The following is a 16,613-nucleotide window of genomic DNA, read 5'->3' on the forward strand; positions in this document are numbered from 1 at the left end:
AACTTTACTGTTACAAAGTAAAAACTTAAAAAGGTCGAGTAATAGCTAAACCGACAACTACTGCTTCTTCATCATCAATAAAATCAATAGCTATCGTTGGTGCTATACCAAAATCACCGACATGGAAATCATAGGCTGAGCTAATACGATATAAATCCTCATTATGAGGATGAGCTCCGCCTATACGCTCTTCACCATAACCCACCCCTAAACGTATATTTTTAGTTGGATGATAATAGAGCGAAGCCAAAGCGACAGCAGTACCATCGCCATGATGTGCATCATTTGTTCGCTCATACACCACTCCGGCGCCCCATTTTTGAGTGATTTTATATTCATACTCAACACCAAACGTAAACTCACTTTCACTGTCAAAATGTGTAGTACCAATAAAAACGCCTGGTATATGTTTCACCTCGTCACCCGCCTGAACAGCAGGAGTCAAAAATATAAAGAAACACGCTGTAAATTTTAAAACTTTATTTTTCATAATCTTCTCTTGTAAATAAATAAGGAAACAAACAAACACTCCAGCATCACATCAACGTTAGTATTCCTTCATAGGTTGGATCTTAAGAAAACTTGAAGTTGAACTCTGTTAATGATCAAATAGTTACGCCAATAAAAACATGACTAAAAACAGAGTTCACATGCAGATTAACCAAGTTTCAAACCAATTAAAAGCCCTTATCTCAGAAAAACACCTCATTGAGCTTGCAAAAACCTCTGGATTTCAAGTTCGACACCGTTGCCTGTCGATCGTTTCTCTGCTCAAAGCCGTATTTAAAAGCTTATCTTGCCTGCAAGACGCTAACTTGTCAGATATCCATCAAAACTTGCGAACGCAGGCTGATTGCACGATAAATTATAAACCCTTTCATAATCAAATTCGAAAACCAGCCTTGACTGAGCTTGTCCGTGAGCTCGTTATTCAAGCGATGTCTAAATTGACTGTAAACACGCTGGATAAAACCTTTTTACCCAGCGAGGAATACAGCGAGTGTTATTGCAAGATGGTTCTTCATTTGCTCTACATGATGAATTAGCGCAGGTTTTTGCTGGTCGTTTTACTGCTGTAAGTCCTGCCGCAATTGAGTTGCACGTTACCTATGACCTATTTAATGAACAACCCTGCGAAATAGATATTCGTCCTGATGTTGAAACTGAGCGCGCCTTTTTACCAGGTAGCCACACACTTGAAGATACGTTATTACTTGCTGATGCTGGGTATTTTGACTTAGATTACTTTGAGCAAGTAGCTCAAGATGGCGGATATTTTTTGATCAGAGCAAATAAAAACATTAACCCAATCGTTACATCAGCTTATTGCGCGGGTATAGAACTTAAAGAAAAGAACATTAAAATCAAAACGTTACTCGATAAATTCGCAAGCCAACCACTTGAATTAACAGTACGTTGGAAGAAAAATGGGCCCGAGTACAGGCTTATCTATTTACCGAATGAAAAGCGCCCCGTTTTCCTTGTTACTAATTTAAAAGAGGCACAGTTTAGCTTTGACGAACTACTCGATATATATGCAACTCGTTGGCAAATTGAGTTGTTTTTCAAAGAACTAAAGTCATGGAATAATCTTAAAGGGTTCATCACACGAGATCCTCATATTGCCGAATCATTGGTTTGGCTGAGCATACTGCAAACACTTATCAAGCGTTTTATCTGCCATAGTGCAGCGGGTATGTTTAAGTGTGCGATCTCGACATTTAGAGCGAGTAAGTGCAGTTATCTTTGGTTGGATGATATTCTGGATTGCATAGAACAAACACGGTGCAGCCATAAGATACATCGTGTATTTGAGCTACTAGCGGTAAATTGTAAGCGGCAAAGCATTGAGAAAAACAATGATATTTGCCGTTTTAAGATAGGAAGTCACACGGTCTGTGTTCCTTAAGAACTAAGCTATGAGTATTCCTTACAACAAAGCCAAAAATGTAATAACTAATAAACAATTAAGAAAAACATTTATTCTATATGCAGGGTGGTATTGTTAATAAATATAGGCAGGATTATTTACTTAGTAAAATTTTTTATAAAATCAGTTAAAAAATAAAAACAATACTATTTCACTTACAACAATCGGCTTAGATTTGAGGTCTATTAACAATAATTAAATTGCACTGTAGCTAGGCCATGTTGATCTTTGTGAATAGAAATTTGTTCAATCCAAGGAAGATTAAATCGCGGTGCGAGGTTTGTAATCGAGTGGGTTCGGTAACTGCACCCGCGTAACTCTAATGGCTTGCATCCCTTTAAGTGCATGTAAAAACCGAGTAAAGCTTTCATGCCTAGCTCGCGCCTACTTAACTTCATCAATGTAAGTAACAGAAGGTTAATCGTCCCTCCCCCCCATTAGGGCGGCGCATATTTGTACTGCATTATCGCCTATTTATTCACGACACAGGCTCTATCTTGCCTAAAAAACAAACACACAGCTAAAAATTAAATCTCAAAAGATAAACTGCTCCTAGGCTAAAACTTTTATGAGGATTGGTACTATAAAAAATACCTACTTTAATTTACACAACGCTACGAGTGAGCAATTTAAGACTGTAACGATATAGTAAGGGGTTGCGTTTAGTATTATATCGTTCTAATAAAACACGGCCAAACTGCACTCAAAAACAACAATACATTTTAAAATCAAAAAATTACATTTAAAATACGCATAATGGCAGCAAGAGTAATTTGCATATAAGCAGTAGGCCTACTACACGCAAACCCAATATTTCCCAGTCATAAATATCGTTACGTGTGATTAATTATTTCAAATTCAAGTTAGTAAATATAATGTCATGGTCTCCTAAAATCGCAACGACTTTAAGTAAACACTTGCAAACCAAAGTAATGAGCAATACCGCTTAAAATATTTGTTACCGCAACTGAACTCAAAATAAGCCCCATTATTCTACTTATTATACTTGCACCACTGTCACCAATTAATTTATGCACATGCGTAGCTAAGAGCAATAAAATTAGGACAATAGCCAACACCGCTAACATCGTTGATGATGTTATTAGCTGCTCAACCCATGTATGCTCTTCGTTACGAGTCATCAACACGGCCCCCAACATAGCACCAGGGCTTGCTATAGAAGGAATAGCCAGTGGGAAAATGGCAGTCTCAGTGCTATCTCGAACACTTTTTATTTCTGTTTCTGGTTTGCTTTCACCAAATATCATTGAAAGTGCAAAAATAAGTAATACTATGCCGCCAGCAATTTGAAATGCTGAAAGCGGAATTTCTATGGCATTAAGTAGTTGCTCACCCGCTACAACAAAAAATAAAAGCACGATGGCAGATACACCTACGGCTTTAAATATTACTTTGCGCTTAAATTTTTCATCTTCACCGCGAGTAACTGCAATAAATACAGGCACAGTGCCAATGGGGTCTATCACCGCAAAAAAGAAGATAAATATGGCTAATAATTCATGCATTACTGGGTTTCCTAGATAAAAAGCGTCTAATAAAAACGCTGCAACTACAACACAGTATGTTAGTATATCACGGTAGCGTAAGGATAAGAGAATGATGAATATAGAATCACTCGTAGGTAAAGCAAAACAAGTATGTGATAACCGTGGCGCACGTTTCACACCCATTCGTGAGAAAGTATTTCGCTTACTCGCTAGTGCCCAAGGTGGCGTGGGGGCCTATGACTTACTTGAACAATTAAAAGTAACTGAGTCAGGTGCTAAACCCGCCACTATATATCGCGCCTTAGATTTTTTGGCCGAACTAGGCTTTATTCATAAAATTGAAAGCACAAATGCATTTATGCTGTGTCATCATTTTGATCATATTCATCCCGTACAGTTATTAATTTGCGATACTTGTGGTTTTGTAAAAGAGTTACACTCTACCGTTATTTCGCATGAGCTTAATAACTTAGCGGCTGAGGGTGGATTTGTTGTTTCAGGACAAACTATCGAAGCACATGGAAAATGTGATTCTTGTAGGACATCCTAGCCCTCAAAGTTACCCATATTGGCTATACTTAATATAATTATAGTCATTTTCATAGTATCAATTTAAGAGTAAGCAATATGAATGTAGAGTTCATCAATCCTTTTTTATCTTCTTTGATAAATGTATTAAGTACCATGGCTCAAACTCAATTAAAGCCAGGTAAGCCACGTATCAAAACAGATGAAATAGCCTGTGGTGATGTGTCTGGCCTTATTGGCATGGTAGGCCCACAAACTAAAGGTTCATTTTCAATTACCTTTGATGAAGAGCTTGCATTAACTATTATGGAACGCATGCTCGGCGAACGCCCTGATTCAATTGATGAAGAAGTAACCGATATGGTTGGCGAAATTACTAATATGGTTACCGGTGGCGCTAAAAATTTATTAGGTGAAAAAGGCTTTGATTTTGATATGGCAACACCTATTGTCGTATCAGGGAAAGGGCATACAATTACCCATAAAAGCCAAGGTAAAAAAATCATCATGCCATTCACTAGCGATGCTGGTAATGCAAATATTGAAGTTAGTTTCGATAAGCTATGAGTTGGCAACAAAAGGTCATAGTATTAAAACCTCGCTCGCGGGGTTTTCATTTAATTGACGACGAAATATTGTCTCAACTCCCTGAACTTACTACTTACACAGTAGGCTTGTTACACCTATTCATCCAACATACCTCCGCTAGCCTTACTATAAACGAAAATGCCGATCCTACGGTGCGTATGGATATGGAAAGCCATTTCAATAAATTCGTTCCTGAATGCCAGCCTTATTACCGCCATGATTATGAAGGCGATGACGACATGCCCGCACATATTAAAACCAGCACATTGGGCTGTGAGTTAACTATTCCTATTTCTAATGGGTATTTAGCACTAGGTACATGGCAAGGTATTTACTTAGGTGAACATCGCAACTCTGGTGGCGCTAGGCGTATTATAGCAACGATTCAGGGGGAGCGGCTTTAATAAAAGCTTCAGGTTTTAAATTATTGACTCCTCCTATCTCACTCATACCTCATAACTTCAAAGTACAATACCTTTATTGTAGGCGCAGAGCTCGCCCGAGAAGCGATAGCTTTTAACAACCAAAACTTCAATGCTGAATATTACACAAAGAATAAAGTAGATAAGAGAGATTTTAAATTATAATTTTATTTATTATTTTTAATATAGGAAATTTTGAAAGGATATAAAAAGATTGGAGCGGTACACGAGGCTCGAACTCGTGACCTCGACCTTGGCAAGGTCGCGCTCTACCAACTGAGCTAGTACCGCATTTTACTTCTTTTGATCACTACAATTTCTTTTGGTTAGAAATTGGAGCGGTACACGAGGCTCGAACTCGTGACCTCGACCTTGGCAAGGTCGCGCTCTACCAACTGAGCTAGTACCGCATTATATTTTCACTCAACACTACAATTTCTTTTGGTTAGAAATTGGAGCGGTACACGAGGCTCGAACTCGTGACCTCGACCTTGGCAAGGTCGCGCTCTACCAACTGAGCTAGTACCGCATTTTTTATTTCTTCAGTTATTTTACGCTTAAGCGCGACAGGTCGCATTCAACATTCTAGCAACTGAGCTAGTACTGCATTTTAATTGTGGATGTAAAACGACCACAATAAAAACAACTCAAACACACTAACCCCGCGTGGGTTATCGTCTTGAGCGGGGCAGGATTCTACAATAATCCGATGTGTTTGCAAGTGTTTTTTACAAATTAAAGAAATTTTCTCTATAGATTTTTAATTCCATAATCGAATCTTTAATATCGTCCAAAGCAAGGTGTGAGCCTTTTTTGTTCACTTTAGCAAGCACTTCAGGTTTCCAGCGACGTGCTAATTCTTTAATGGTACTCACGTCAAGATTGCGGTAATGAAAAAAATCTTCAAGTTCACGCATATATTTATTCATAAAGCGGCGGTCTTGCCCAATTGAATTACCACACATTGGTGATACACCGGCAGGCACCCACTGTTTTAAAAAATCTAACGTTTGTGCCACTGCATACTCTTCATCGAATGTACTTGCTTTGCAGCGCGCTGTTAAACCCGACTTACCATGCTGCGTAGTACACCACTCGTCCATACCATTTAGTAATTCATCACTTTGATGAATAGCTATGGTTGGCCCTTCAGCTAATATATTCAGGTCTGCGTCAGTGACAACCGTCGCAATTTCGAGTATTTTGTCGGTCTCTGGTTCGAGTCCTGTCATTTCAAGATCGAGCCAAATTAAATTTGATTTATTAATAGTCATAATTACCTAAGTGGTGCTTTCCTTTAGATCCAACGCATTTCGATATATCATATTAGCATCAACCGTCGAGCTAAAGCTTTTTTTAGGAAAAGCGACATTTAACTAAGGTTATAGGCCTCCAGTGGCAAAACAGAAAAAATTAAGTAAAGGCCAATCGCGTCAGATCAAGGCCAACCACCAAAAGCGCATCAATAGCGCAGACTCAAGACCAGCTAAAAAAGGCGCGCAAGAGTGGCAAACCGATAATTTAGGTCAGGTCGAGAGCGCAATTGTGATCAGTCGTTTTGGCCAACACGCCGATGTCGAAACACAGAACGGCGATGTACTGCGTTGTAATATACGCCGTACCGTGTCAAATTTAGTGTGTGGTGATGAGGTATTGTTTCGCCGTGCCAAAGTAAGTGAAGGTGATTTAGCCGGAGTAATTGAAGCCACGCAAGAGCGTCGCTCACAACTTACCCGCCCTGACTTTTACGATGGTGTAAAAGTTATTGCAGCTAACATTGATCAAATACTCATGGTATCGGCGGTACTACCTGAGTTTACCCCAAGTATTATCGACCGCTATTTAATAGCCTGTGAAGATATGGGTATTGAGCCAATTTTAGTACTCAATAAAATAGATTTAATTGATGATGCTGGTCTTAGTGAAATACAAAAAGTTCTCGATATCTACCGTAAACTTGATTACCAAGTACTCCTTGTTAGTAATATATCGGGCAATGGTATTGATGAATTAAAAGAAGTACTTGTTGGTAAGAATAACATTTTTGTTGGTCAAAGTGGTGTGGGTAAATCAACCCTCGTTAACACTGTATTACCTAACGCTGAAATATTAACTAAAGAAGTATCTGAAAACAGCGGCCTAGGCCAGCATACAACAACTGTTTCACGCCTTCACCATTTACCAAGTGGCGGTAACCTAATCGATTCACCAGGAATTCGTGAATTTGGTTTATGGCATTTAGATGTTGAGCGTGTAACGTGGTGTTTTAAAGAGTTTAGAGAATTTATAGGCGGATGCCGCTTTAGAGACTGTAAACATTTAAACGATCCTGGCTGTATAGTTAAAGAAGCTGTAGCAGATGGCAAAATTTCTCAATTGCGCTTTGACAGCTACCACCGAATTTTAGAAACAATGGCCGATGGCCGTGCAGGCGCCCGTGCGCCTCGCGTATAATTTAGGATAAATACTGTGAGTTTAGACAAATTTAAAATCGCAATGCAGTACGCAATGCCAAAACATTTTATTTCACGCGTAGTGGGAAAATTAGCCGCAGCTAAAGCAGGTGCTTTAACAACGACTTTAATTAAACTATTTATTAAGCAATATAAAGTAGATATGAGCGAAGCCCAATACCCAGATCCGGCTCATTATAAAAGCTTTAATGAATTTTTTACTCGCCCTCTAAAAGACGGCATGCGCCCAATGGTAGAAGATAGCAATATCATCACCCATCCAGTGGATGGCGCAATCAGCCAGCTAGGCGATATTGTTGACGGACAGCTAATACAAGCTAAAGGTCACGATTACAGCTTACAAGCGCTACTAGGCGGCTCACAAGATGATACAACACCATTTTTAGGCGGTAAGTTTGCCACCATTTATTTAGCACCTAAAGATTACCACCGTATTCATATGCCAATTGATGGCACACTAAGCAAAATGATTTACGTGCCAGGTGATTTATTTTCAGTAAACCCACTTACAGCGCAAAACGTGCCTAACTTGTTTGCACGTAATGAACGAGTAGTCGCAATTTTTGAAACTGAGATTGGTCCGCTTGCTATGGTACTTGTTGGCGCAACAATTGTAGCCAGCATAGAAACTATTTGGGCAGGTACTGTCACGCCACCAGCTGGTAGCGATGTATTTAGTTGGAAATACCCAACCACTGGCGATAACGCTATCACGCTTAAAAAGGGTGAAGAAATGGGTCGCTTTAAATTAGGCTCTACTGTGGTACTTGCATGGGGTGCTGATAAAGCTGAAATACTGGATGACCAACTACCAGAAGTGGTTACTCGCTTAGGTACTGCGTTTGCAAAAATTAACGACTAAAATCAATCGTTAATTCGAAATTAAAAAAACCGCGTTTAATTAAACGCGGTTTTTTATTTTGTAGACGTAGAGCTTGCTCACGTGAAAAGCACCGCTTTTGGTTTATATGTAATTGCAGGCTGTAGCGTTTATATCTTTATGGACTTCGTCCATCACGCCAGCAAGCTGTGCGTCTACAAGCTTGGTGCAAAAATTTTGATGTGTTGTAGACGTAGAGCTTGCTCACGTGAAAAGCGCAGCTTTTGGTTTATATGTAATTGCAGGCTGCATCGTTTATATTTTTATGGGCTTCGCCCATCACGCCAGCAAACTGTGCGTCTACAGTTTGGTGCAAAAATTTTGATGTGTTGTAGACGTAGAGCTTGCTCACGTTAAAAGCGTCAGCTTTTGGTTTATATGTAATTGCGGGCTGCACCGTTTATATCTTTATGGGCTTCGCCCATCACGCCAACAAGCTGTGCGTCTACAGTTTGGTGCAGAAGTTTGATATGTTGTAGACGTAGAGCTTGCTAACGTGAAAAGCGCAGCTTTTAGTTTCTTAAAGCCACATGTAATAACAGACACAAGCCCCTCAAAAACCTATTTACCACACTCTTTACACTCTGAATCTTTAATCACTTTGAAATACTGCTGCTTTAAAGTAAGCGCATCAAAGGTTATAAACATACATCCCTCTGCATGCCCCAGCAATAAATTGAGCGTAAGTTGCGCCTGCATAGAGCCTATTACACCAAGTAACGGGCTAATTACTCCTGCGTTACTGCAATTTATAACTGGTGTAGCTTCGCTTTGTGGAAAAACACAGCCATAACATGGGCTATCACTTTGCCTAAAATCAAAGCCCATTAACTGCCCTTTAGTTGCCAATGCAGCACCAGAAATTAACGGTGTTTTATTAGCAATACAATAACGATTAACACTATAGCGAGTACTAAAGTTATCAGAGCAATCAAGTACTATGTCAGCACCTTTTAGCATGTTAGCTGCATTCTTCTCATCTAACTTTTGGCAATGCGTTACTATGTTTATTTGATTATTAAGACTCGCTAATACTTTACCCGCTGCGGCGACCTTGCTTTGCCCTAAGTGGTTTATTTTATAAAGCACTTGGCGCTGTAAGTTTGAAAGCTCAACCTCATCATCGTCAATTAAAATAAGCGTTCCAATACCTGCAGCGGCTAAGTATAAAAGTGCTGGGCTACCTAACCCACCAGCACCCACAACTGCAACCGTTGAGGATTTAAGTGCTAATTGCCCTTCAAGCCCAACTTCTTCAAGCAATAAATGGCGGCTGTAACGCAGGGTTTCTTTATCGCTTAGCTCACTCACGTTTATTAGCCTTATTAGTATTACCCTTGTTAGTTTTAATTGGCACTGCTTATGGCCACTTGCAGAGCGCTTATAGCCTCTACGTAATTATCAGCCTCGGTAATCGCACGCACTACGGCAACACTGCCTACGCCTGTTTTAGCTACCTGCTCAGCACGGCTTAAATCAATCCCACCTATTGCTACTGTTGGGTAGCTTTGCATAAGCGGCACAAATTTAATCAGCTTTTCAAGGCCTTGTATTTGCCCTGTCATGTCTTTGGTTGTGGTTGGGTAAATAGCACCAAATGCCATATAACTAGGGCGATAATTATGCGCACGTAGCATTTCATAAAAACCATGAGTAGAAAGCCCAAGCCTTAGCCCAGCGTCTTTAATTGCCGCTAAATTAGCAATGTCTAAATCCTCTTGCCCTAAATGCACGCCATATGCACCGTGCTTAATAGCTAACTGCCAGTAGTCGTTTATAAATACCTGTGCGTTGTATTTCTTGCCCAGCTCAACAGCTTGCTTAATGAGCCCATCAAGCTCATCTTGCGTTTTATTTTTAACGCGTAACTGCGCTGTTTTAATGCCTTGTTGTAAACACTTTTCTAACCAAACTGTACCATCTACAACTGCATATAAGCCAAGAGATTTACTTTCGCAAGGAGCAAAATCAGCAGCCATATTAAAATCAAGCGGCACATCAAAATCTAATTCATCACCCAGCCAGCTACTTGGCTCAATTACTTGTGGGTAGTCAGCTAAATTAGTGGGGAACGATGTATGAGCAACCGGTCCAATCCCTTCGCCGTAACGTACCGACTGTTTTAGCCCTTGGTTTATATATGCCTTAGCTAAAATGAAGGCATCTTTTAATGGATAGTCTTTAGCTAAACATGCAGCAATTACCGAAGCCATACTGCATCCGGTGCCGTGGTTATGCGGGGTTTGTATTTTTTGATTGCCTAACCAGTATTCTTCACCATTTTGCGTATTACTATCAATACAATAATCAATGCAGTAGCCACTTGGGTAATCCCAATGTCCGCCTTTGATAACAACGGCTTTTGCACCCCAGCTTAATAGCTTATTAGCCGCTTCTTTTATTGCAGCCGGGCCAATTAAATACACACCGGTTAATAACTGTGTTTCGTGGGTGTTTGGGGTTATTACATCCACCAGCGGCAGTAAACATTCTTTTATTGCACTGACGGTGTCTTCTTCTGTTAGTAAGTCACCGCTTGAGGCAATCGCAACAGGGTCATATACAATAACGGGAGGCACAGGCCACTTAGCTTTATAGTGGCTTATATGTTCGCTGATCAGCTGAATTTGCTGCACATTGGCAAGCATGCCAATTTTTATCACTTTGGCTTTCATGTCTTTTTCAAGCGCTAGTAACTGCGATTCAATAATATCGGTAGACACTGCATTAATAGCTTCTACACCTAAACTATTTTGCGCAGTAAGCGCCGTAATTGCCGTGCAACCATGCACACCAAAACTTTGCATTGCTTTTATATCAGCTTGAATGCCTGCACCGCCGCCCGAATCAGAGCCTGCAATTGTCCATACTACGTTATTCATATTTTTTCCTTCACTGCTGATGCCAAAATGGCATCCCCATTGTAGGGGTTGATGGGGCTGCTACGTCTTTTTCCGGCATCGCTTTTGCTTTGTATGCAAAGCGCCCTGCTTCAACTGCGACTTTAAATGCGCGGCTCATAGTAATTGGGCAGCCCGCCCCTGCAATGGCTGAATTTAATAATACCGCATCATACCCCATTTCGAGTGCTTGGCAGGCATGCGATGGCAAACCTAAACCTGCATCTACTATTAATGTGGTATCGGGTAAACGCTCTCGGATAGTTTTTAAATTATAACTATTTAACAAGCCTTTACCGGTGCCTATTGGCGCACCCCACGGCATAAGCACCTCACACCCTAGCTCATTTAAGCGCTGACAAAGTACTAAGTCGTCGGTGCAATAAGGCAATACTTTAAAGCCATCATTAATTAATATTTTTGTGGCTTCAAGTAGCGCAAAAGGGTCAGGCTGTAAATTGTAATCATCGCCAATCAGCTCTAGCTTAATCCAGTCGGTGGCAAATACCTCTCGGCACATTTTTGCAAGTGTAATCGCCTCTTTTACACTGTGGCACCCTGCAGTATTAGGGAGTATTTTTAAGCCTGTATTTTTTATTAACTGCCAAAAGTCATCACCGGCTGCTGCACTTTGTTGGCGCCTAAGCGACACGGTTACAATTTCAGCGCCAGAGGCGACTATCGATTGGGTCATAATATCAGGCGACGGATAAAGTGCAGAGCCTATCAATAAACGACTCTTTATTTGCTCTCCATAAATAGTTAAACAGTCTTTAGTTTGCATGAGCTTTATCCGCCTTGAATGGGTGACAGTAACTCAACACTGTCGCCTTCATTAAATACATAGTTACTGTGCCGACTTTGTGGAATAAATTCGCCATTAACAGCCACAGCAAAAGGCGCAACTGCACCAAAACTTTGAAGTACCTCGACGAGTGCTTTGCTATTAACATTAAGTAGCTCGCCATTAATTGTAATGTTCATTTTATTCTCACTCTATTCGTGAAACTACTTGCGCCACTAATGCCGGTGCCAGCATATAACCATGACGATATAAGCCGTTAATGCTAATTACATTACCAACTTGCAATACTTCTGGGCGGTTATCGCTAAATGCGGGGCGTAATCCGGTTTGAATATTAAGTAGTCGTGCTTCGGCAAATCCGCTGTGTACGGTATAAGCCGCTGAAAGTAACTCAAGAGTTGAGCGCACTGTTGCGGCGCCGCTATCTTGCGATTCTATTTCGGTCGCACCAATTACATATTCATGATTAGGTTTAGGCGCTATATAAATTGGGTAACGCGGATGCATTAAACGCACAGGTCGCGTTAAATTTACTTCAGGTGCATATAGTCTTGCTACTTCACCGCGCACACCTCTAAGCGGTTTATCGCTTTTAGCACCAAGCCCACGACAATCTATAATATAGTCAAATGGCCGATTATTTATTTCGCCGTTTTTAATGGTTACGCGCTGGTTAAACACACACTTAACTTTGCGCTTGTTGAGCATTGTAAAACTTGCTTTATAAAAGGCTTGGTTATCTATTTGCCCCTCGCAGGGTAAAAATAGACCTTGGTTAAACCGATTAGCAAGCTCTGGCTCTAACTGCGCTATTTGCTGAGCATTTAATGCCTGAGCGCTGTGCTCTGCTATGGGCTTTATTCTCTGAGTAAAGCTTTGTAGATCGCCCTTATCTTGCTGATGCGCAACGACCAATGTACCTTGCTGCTGAAAAAACACATCCCCCTCAAGTTCACTCACTATTTCTGGCCAGCGCTTCATTGAATCAAGCCCCATTAAAGCTAAATCAGCCTCACACAATACCGACTCAGCCAGAGGTGCCAGCATGGCTGCTGCCACTTTACCGGCGCTATTTGGGGTTTGCTCGTCGTCTGCTTCAAACACCGTTACATGATGCAACTTACTTAGCTCAAGGGCAGCTAAGCGCCCTGCTAAACCAAAACCCACCACAGCAATGTTATAAAACATAAAACCTCCAAAAGCAGTTATTAGTAGGTGCGAACTCACTCGCACTTCTTCAATGTTTAAAGAAGCGAGGTATAAAACCTCACCTACGTCTGCATCTAACTTCTAGCGATAATTACTTTATACCGCTTTATGGTAAATCTCTGAGCCTGTTTGCTTAAACTCAGCTGACTTAGCTTTCATTTCGGCTTCTACATCAACCATTTTTATTTCAATAGCGTCGCCAGCGTTATTAGGATCAATACCACGTGTTTCTAAATCTTTAGCGTAATCGCGTACTTCTTGGCTAATTTTCATAGAGCAAAATTTAGGACCACACATAGAGCAAAAGTGAGCCACTTTGCCTGATTCTTGCGGCAGGGTTTCGTCGTGATACTCGCGAGCTCGGTCTGGATCTAAACCAATATTAAATTGGTCATGCCATCTAAACTCAAAGCGTGCTTTTGATAAGGCGTTATCGCGCTCTTGCGCGCCCGGGTGACCTTTTGCTAAATCGGCGGCATGCGCTGCAATTTTGTAGGTAATTAAGCCTTCTTTAACATCTTCTTTATTTGGCAGACCTAAATGCTCTTTAGGTGTTACATAGCAAAGCATTGCACAGCCGTACCATGCTATTTGAGCCGCCCCAATACCAGAAGTAATATGGTCGTACCCTGGTGCAATATCGGTCGTTAGCGGACCTAATGTATAAAAAGGCGCTTCGTCGCAATGCTTTAATTGCTCGTCCATATTGGCTTTAATCATGTGCATTGGCACATGCCCCGGGCCTTCAATAAATACCTGTACGTCGTGCTTCCACGCAATTTTAGTCAGTTCACCTAATGTGCGTAGCTCACTAAACTGCGCTTCATCGTTGGCATCAGCAATAGAGCCTGGACGAAGGCCATCACCGAGTGAAAAACACACATCGTATTGTTTTAAAATTTCACAAATGTCTTCAAAGTGCGTGTATAAAAAGTTTTCTTTGTGATGCGCTAAACACCACTTAGCCATAATTGAGCCACCGCGTGACACAATACCGGTTACACGTTTAGCCGTCATTGGTACATAACGCAGTAATACACCCGCATGAATAGTAAAGTAATCAACACCCTGCTCGGCTTGCTCAATTAGCGTATCGCGAAAAATTTCCCACGTTAAATCCTCAGCCACACCGTTTACTTTTTCAAGCGCTTGATAAATCGGTACTGTGCCAATAGGTACAGGCGAATTACGCACAACCCATTCGCGGGTTTCGTGAATGTAACGACCCGTTGATAAGTCCATCACGGTGTCTGCCCCCCAGCGGGTAGACCACACCATTTTTTCTACTTCTTCTTCAATAGATGAGCTGACCGACGAGTTACCAATGTTGGCGTTAACTTTAACTAAAAAGTTACGACCTACAATCATAGGCTCTGTTTCTGGATGGTTTATATTATTTGGTAAAATAGCGCGACCACGGGCTATTTCGTCGCGTACAAACTCTGGGGTAATAAATTCAGGAATACTCGCACCAAACGACTCGCCTTTATGCTGCGCGGCTAGTAATTCTTTACGAATTTCTGCACGTCCCATATTTTCGCGAACGGCTACGTATTCCATTTCAGGAGTAATAATCCCTTGGCGTGCGTAGTGCATTTGCGTTACGTTTTTACCAGCGACACCACGGCGAATTTTTGGCAAGTGATCAAAGCGAATATGATCCAGCCCTTCATCTGCCATGCGCTGCTGCGAAAACTGCGACGTCACTGACTCTAAAATTTCAGTGTCACCACGGTTTTCAATCCATTGTTCACGAAACTTTGGTAAGCCTTTGCGCACGTCTAGTTCAAAATTAGGATCGGTATACGGGCCCGACGTATCGTAAACACGAAGCGGATCGTTTGACTCATAAACAGGGTTTTCATCTGTGCCGCCTATAAACGTATCACTTAGCGTGATTTCACGCATACCAACACGTACGCCTGGTTGAGTACCTTCAACGTATACTTTATGAGAATTTGGGAACGGTTGACCCGTTAAGTTATAAATATATTCAGACGCGGCAGCGCGAGTTTCTCGGCGCGACGCTTTATTTGTAGTGTTTGACATGACTTGCCTCATTGCTTAAGGGTTGTCTTGTCAGATATTCCGAGGAATAGAGAAAGATCGTAAAGTAGCGTACATGCTACTTTGCAGCCTAAAATAATTAAAATCGCTTTATTGTGCGCATAAAAAAAGACGCACAAGCGTCCTATTTTAGGCAGCTTGTTCCCTACGCAGGTATTAGCCTGATCAGGTTCACGGATCCCGCTTTCGCGATCTCAGCCACAAACTAATTACTTAGCTTTGGCACTCCGACAAGTATTGATATATAAATTTTGTTCGTTGATTTGATATATTATTCATCAAATCTGCGCTGAGTGTACGTCAGTTAAAAACTGCCCGCAAGGGGCTGTTTTTCAAAAACTTAAAATTATTTAGGGATAAACACAAATGTTTGCTCGCCTTGCATGACTAATTGCTGGTCTTGCATTTTAAGCTCTGCGCCTTGATTTAAGGCTTGTAATAACTGCTGCTCAAACTCATCAAGTTCTTTTCCGCACGACTTGCGCGTCATACCTAATTTACTTACGGTAAGATTACTTTCTTCAAGCGAGCCCTCACCAAAAAATTTGTTACAGCCAGAAAAACCATTTACTTGCAGCGCTTCAATAAAGCTCATTGATGCGTTAAAAGAAGGTGGAATTGCTAAACCATCAACATGTGATAATTGCCATTGGGTGTATTTTAGCTGCTCACTGGTAACCGTCCCTGTTGATGCGCAACCAACACATAAACCGATTATAAGCATCGGTATTGCTGCTAATTTCATGCTACTACTAACTAATTGTCTAATTACTGTAATAATAACAATATTTATGCGATTTATCCGTTAAAAATGCATGTTTAAAATGTAAATTTTTGTTCTATGATAGTTCAAAAGTTACGCTACTACGCACTAAGTTGTAGTTTTGAATACATTATCTATTTGCTCAGGCAAAAATGGGCGGCCTTTTTCATTAACCGACGTTCCTATTATTAGTGCATTGAGCATTACTTTTTCATCGTATTTACGAACAACCGTTTGCTTAAAAGCAAATTTAAGGCGACTTATGCGCTGCGGCTCTACAGCCACATAAAACTCATCACCCGGTAAGAGCGAATGCTTATAATCCATTTCGCTGCGCATCACGACTAGATTAATTTTATCTTTTGCTAACTGAGCAAAATCAATACCATTTGCGTATAAAAATTCGTGGCGAGCGTGCTCCAAATAATTAAAATACACACTGTTATTTACAATGCCTTGTAAGTCACATTCGTAATCACGCACTTTAAAGTCAACTTTAAAGGTCATATTAATAATCCTAATTATTTAACGTATAATTG

General features: G+C 40.8%; 18 protein-coding genes, 3 tRNA genes and 1 riboswitch. Of the genes, 7 read left to right on the plus strand and 14 right to left on the minus strand.

What is annotated here, in order from left to right:
* Positions 1-25: 25 nt before the first annotated feature.
* Entirely contained in the window at positions 26-490 is a 465-nt protein-coding gene (locus P4S65_RS01155) for a hypothetical protein (protein ID WP_096793724.1), read from the minus strand.
* Positions 491-650: 160 nt separating this feature from the next.
* Here P4S65_RS01155 and P4S65_RS01160 point away from each other — a divergent pair, with 160 nt between their 5' ends.
* Positions 651-1,046, plus strand: coding sequence for a hypothetical protein (locus tag P4S65_RS01160; RefSeq protein ID WP_337119402.1), 396 nt, complete (start codon positions 651-653; stop codon positions 1,044-1,046).
* Positions 1,001-1,909, plus strand: coding sequence for an IS4 family transposase (locus P4S65_RS01165; protein ID WP_337119403.1), 909 nt, complete (start codon positions 1,001-1,003; stop codon positions 1,907-1,909). The genes P4S65_RS01160 and P4S65_RS01165 overlap by 46 nt, the downstream gene beginning before the upstream one ends.
* A gap of 926 nt (positions 1,910-2,835) precedes the next feature.
* Here the strand turns inward: P4S65_RS01165 and P4S65_RS01170 are convergent.
* Positions 2,836-3,456 (minus strand): MarC family protein, encoded by a 621-nt coding sequence (locus P4S65_RS01170; RefSeq protein ID WP_007378742.1) that lies wholly within the window; start codon positions 3,454-3,456, stop codon positions 2,836-2,838.
* A 94-nt stretch (positions 3,457-3,550) separates the two neighbouring features.
* Here P4S65_RS01170 and P4S65_RS01175 point away from each other — a divergent pair, with 94 nt between their 5' ends.
* The 3 genes from P4S65_RS01175 (at position 3,551) to P4S65_RS01185 (ending at position 4,958) form a co-directional block, all read left to right on the plus strand.
* Complete coding sequence (locus P4S65_RS01175) at positions 3,551-3,988, plus strand: transcriptional repressor (RefSeq protein WP_033015589.1); 438 nt, start codon at positions 3,551-3,553, stop codon at positions 3,986-3,988.
* A gap of 77 nt (positions 3,989-4,065) precedes the next feature.
* Positions 4,066-4,533 carry a chemotaxis protein CheX gene (locus P4S65_RS01180; RefSeq protein ID WP_007378744.1) on the plus strand — a complete coding sequence of 156 codons (468 nt, stop codon included), beginning with the start codon at positions 4,066-4,068 and terminating at the stop codon, positions 4,531-4,533.
* The gene (locus P4S65_RS01185) at positions 4,530-4,958 is read left to right on the plus strand and encodes a secondary thiamine-phosphate synthase enzyme YjbQ (protein ID WP_008135799.1); all 429 of its coding nucleotides are present in this window, start codon (positions 4,530-4,532) and stop codon (positions 4,956-4,958) included. The genes P4S65_RS01180 and P4S65_RS01185 overlap by 4 nt, the downstream gene beginning before the upstream one ends.
* 233 nt (positions 4,959-5,191) lie before the next feature.
* On the opposite strand, the gene P4S65_RS01190 is transcribed toward P4S65_RS01185, so the two are convergent.
* From P4S65_RS01190 to orn, 4 genes are all read right to left on the minus strand, one after another.
* A tRNA-Gly gene (locus P4S65_RS01190) sits at positions 5,192-5,267 on the minus strand.
* A gap of 43 nt (positions 5,268-5,310) precedes the next feature.
* Positions 5,311-5,386, minus strand: a tRNA-Gly gene (locus P4S65_RS01195).
* Between the two features lie 43 nt (positions 5,387-5,429).
* Positions 5,430-5,505 (minus strand) — tRNA-Gly (locus tag P4S65_RS01200).
* Positions 5,506-5,704: 199 nt separating this feature from the next.
* Positions 5,705-6,250, minus strand: coding sequence for an oligoribonuclease (gene orn / locus P4S65_RS01205; protein WP_337119404.1), 546 nt, complete (start codon positions 6,248-6,250; stop codon positions 5,705-5,707).
* A 121-nt stretch (positions 6,251-6,371) separates the two neighbouring features.
* Between orn and rsgA the strand changes: the two genes are divergently transcribed.
* Positions 6,372-7,430, plus strand: a complete 1,059-nt coding sequence (gene rsgA / locus P4S65_RS01210; protein WP_096793728.1) for a small ribosomal subunit biogenesis GTPase RsgA — start codon at positions 6,372-6,374, stop codon at positions 7,428-7,430.
* A 15-nt stretch (positions 7,431-7,445) separates the two neighbouring features.
* Complete coding sequence (gene asd, locus P4S65_RS01215) at positions 7,446-8,312, plus strand: archaetidylserine decarboxylase (protein WP_007378748.1); 867 nt, start codon at positions 7,446-7,448, stop codon at positions 8,310-8,312.
* A gap of 579 nt (positions 8,313-8,891) precedes the next feature.
* Here the strand turns inward: asd and P4S65_RS01220 are convergent.
* The 8 genes from P4S65_RS01220 to P4S65_RS01255 all read right to left on the minus strand — a co-directional run bounded on the left by P4S65_RS01220 (position 8,892) and on the right by P4S65_RS01255 (position 16,581).
* Complete coding sequence (locus P4S65_RS01220) at positions 8,892-9,641, minus strand: HesA/MoeB/ThiF family protein (RefSeq protein WP_337119405.1); 750 nt, start codon at positions 9,639-9,641, stop codon at positions 8,892-8,894.
* 35 nt (positions 9,642-9,676) lie between these two features.
* Complete coding sequence (gene thiE, locus P4S65_RS01225; protein WP_337119406.1) at positions 9,677-11,212, minus strand: thiamine phosphate synthase; 1,536 nt, start codon at positions 11,210-11,212, stop codon at positions 9,677-9,679.
* 10 nt (positions 11,213-11,222) lie between these two features.
* Positions 11,223-12,014: a thiazole synthase gene (locus P4S65_RS01230; RefSeq protein ID WP_337119407.1), complete on the minus strand. Its 792-nt coding sequence runs from the start codon at positions 12,012-12,014 to the stop codon at positions 11,223-11,225.
* A gap of 5 nt (positions 12,015-12,019) precedes the next feature.
* Positions 12,020-12,214, minus strand: a complete 195-nt coding sequence (thiS, locus tag P4S65_RS01235; protein WP_096793732.1) for a sulfur carrier protein ThiS — start codon at positions 12,212-12,214, stop codon at positions 12,020-12,022.
* 7 nt (positions 12,215-12,221) lie between these two features.
* Positions 12,222-13,223, minus strand: coding sequence for an FAD-dependent oxidoreductase (locus P4S65_RS01240; protein ID WP_337119409.1), 1,002 nt, complete (start codon positions 13,221-13,223; stop codon positions 12,222-12,224).
* 117 nt (positions 13,224-13,340) lie between these two features.
* Positions 13,341-15,293 (minus strand): phosphomethylpyrimidine synthase ThiC, encoded by a 1,953-nt coding sequence (thiC, locus tag P4S65_RS01245; protein WP_337119410.1) that lies wholly within the window; start codon positions 15,291-15,293, stop codon positions 13,341-13,343.
* 143 nt (positions 15,294-15,436) lie between these two features.
* Positions 15,437-15,551, minus strand: a riboswitch (TPP riboswitch).
* A 106-nt stretch (positions 15,552-15,657) separates the two neighbouring features.
* A complete protein-coding gene (locus tag P4S65_RS01250; RefSeq protein WP_337119411.1) occupies positions 15,658-16,056 on the minus strand; it encodes an META domain-containing protein in 399 nt (132 codons plus the stop codon).
* A gap of 126 nt (positions 16,057-16,182) precedes the next feature.
* Positions 16,183-16,581 (minus strand): acyl-CoA thioesterase, encoded by a 399-nt coding sequence (locus P4S65_RS01255; RefSeq protein ID WP_008135779.1) that lies wholly within the window; start codon positions 16,579-16,581, stop codon positions 16,183-16,185.
* Positions 16,582-16,613 lie beyond the last annotated feature (32 nt).

The organism is Pseudoalteromonas sp. B131b, assembly GCF_037162545.1.
In the GTDB taxonomy this organism is placed as follows: Bacteria; Pseudomonadota; Gammaproteobacteria; order Enterobacterales; family Alteromonadaceae; genus Pseudoalteromonas; species Pseudoalteromonas fuliginea.

Bases quoted from the DNA above. Each gene is read 5' to 3' on its own strand.
- P4S65_RS01155 (WP_096793724.1), bottom strand. From the start codon at position 490: ATGAAAAATAAAGTTTTAAAATTTACAGCGTGTTTCTTTATATTTTTG.
- P4S65_RS01160 (WP_337119402.1), top strand. From the start codon at position 651: ATGCAGATTAACCAAGTTTCAAACCAATTAAAAGCCCTTATCTCAGAA.
- P4S65_RS01170 (WP_007378742.1), bottom strand. From the start codon at position 3,456: ATGCATGAATTATTAGCCATATTTATCTTCTTTTTTGCGGTGATAGAC.
- P4S65_RS01175 (WP_033015589.1), top strand. From the start codon at position 3,551: ATGAATATAGAATCACTCGTAGGTAAAGCAAAACAAGTATGTGATAAC.
- P4S65_RS01180 (WP_007378744.1), top strand. From the start codon at position 4,066: ATGAATGTAGAGTTCATCAATCCTTTTTTATCTTCTTTGATAAATGTA.
- P4S65_RS01185 (WP_008135799.1), top strand. From the start codon at position 4,530: ATGAGTTGGCAACAAAAGGTCATAGTATTAAAACCTCGCTCGCGGGGT.
- orn (WP_337119404.1), bottom strand. From the start codon at position 6,250: ATGACTATTAATAAATCAAATTTAATTTGGCTCGATCTTGAAATGACA.
- thiE (WP_337119406.1), bottom strand. From the start codon at position 11,212: ATGAATAACGTAGTATGGACAATTGCAGGCTCTGATTCGGGCGGCGGT.
- P4S65_RS01230 (WP_337119407.1), bottom strand. From the start codon at position 12,014: ATGCAAACTAAAGACTGTTTAACTATTTATGGAGAGCAAATAAAGAGT.
- thiS (WP_096793732.1), bottom strand. From the start codon at position 12,214: ATGAACATTACAATTAATGGCGAGCTACTTAATGTTAATAGCAAAGCA.
- P4S65_RS01240 (WP_337119409.1), bottom strand. From the start codon at position 13,223: ATGTTTTATAACATTGCTGTGGTGGGTTTTGGTTTAGCAGGGCGCTTA.
- thiC (WP_337119410.1), bottom strand. From the start codon at position 15,293: ATGTCAAACACTACAAATAAAGCGTCGCGCCGAGAAACTCGCGCTGCC.
- P4S65_RS01250 (WP_337119411.1), bottom strand. From the start codon at position 16,056: ATGAAATTAGCAGCAATACCGATGCTTATAATCGGTTTATGTGTTGGT.
- P4S65_RS01255 (WP_008135779.1), bottom strand. From the start codon at position 16,581: ATGACCTTTAAAGTTGACTTTAAAGTGCGTGATTACGAATGTGACTTA.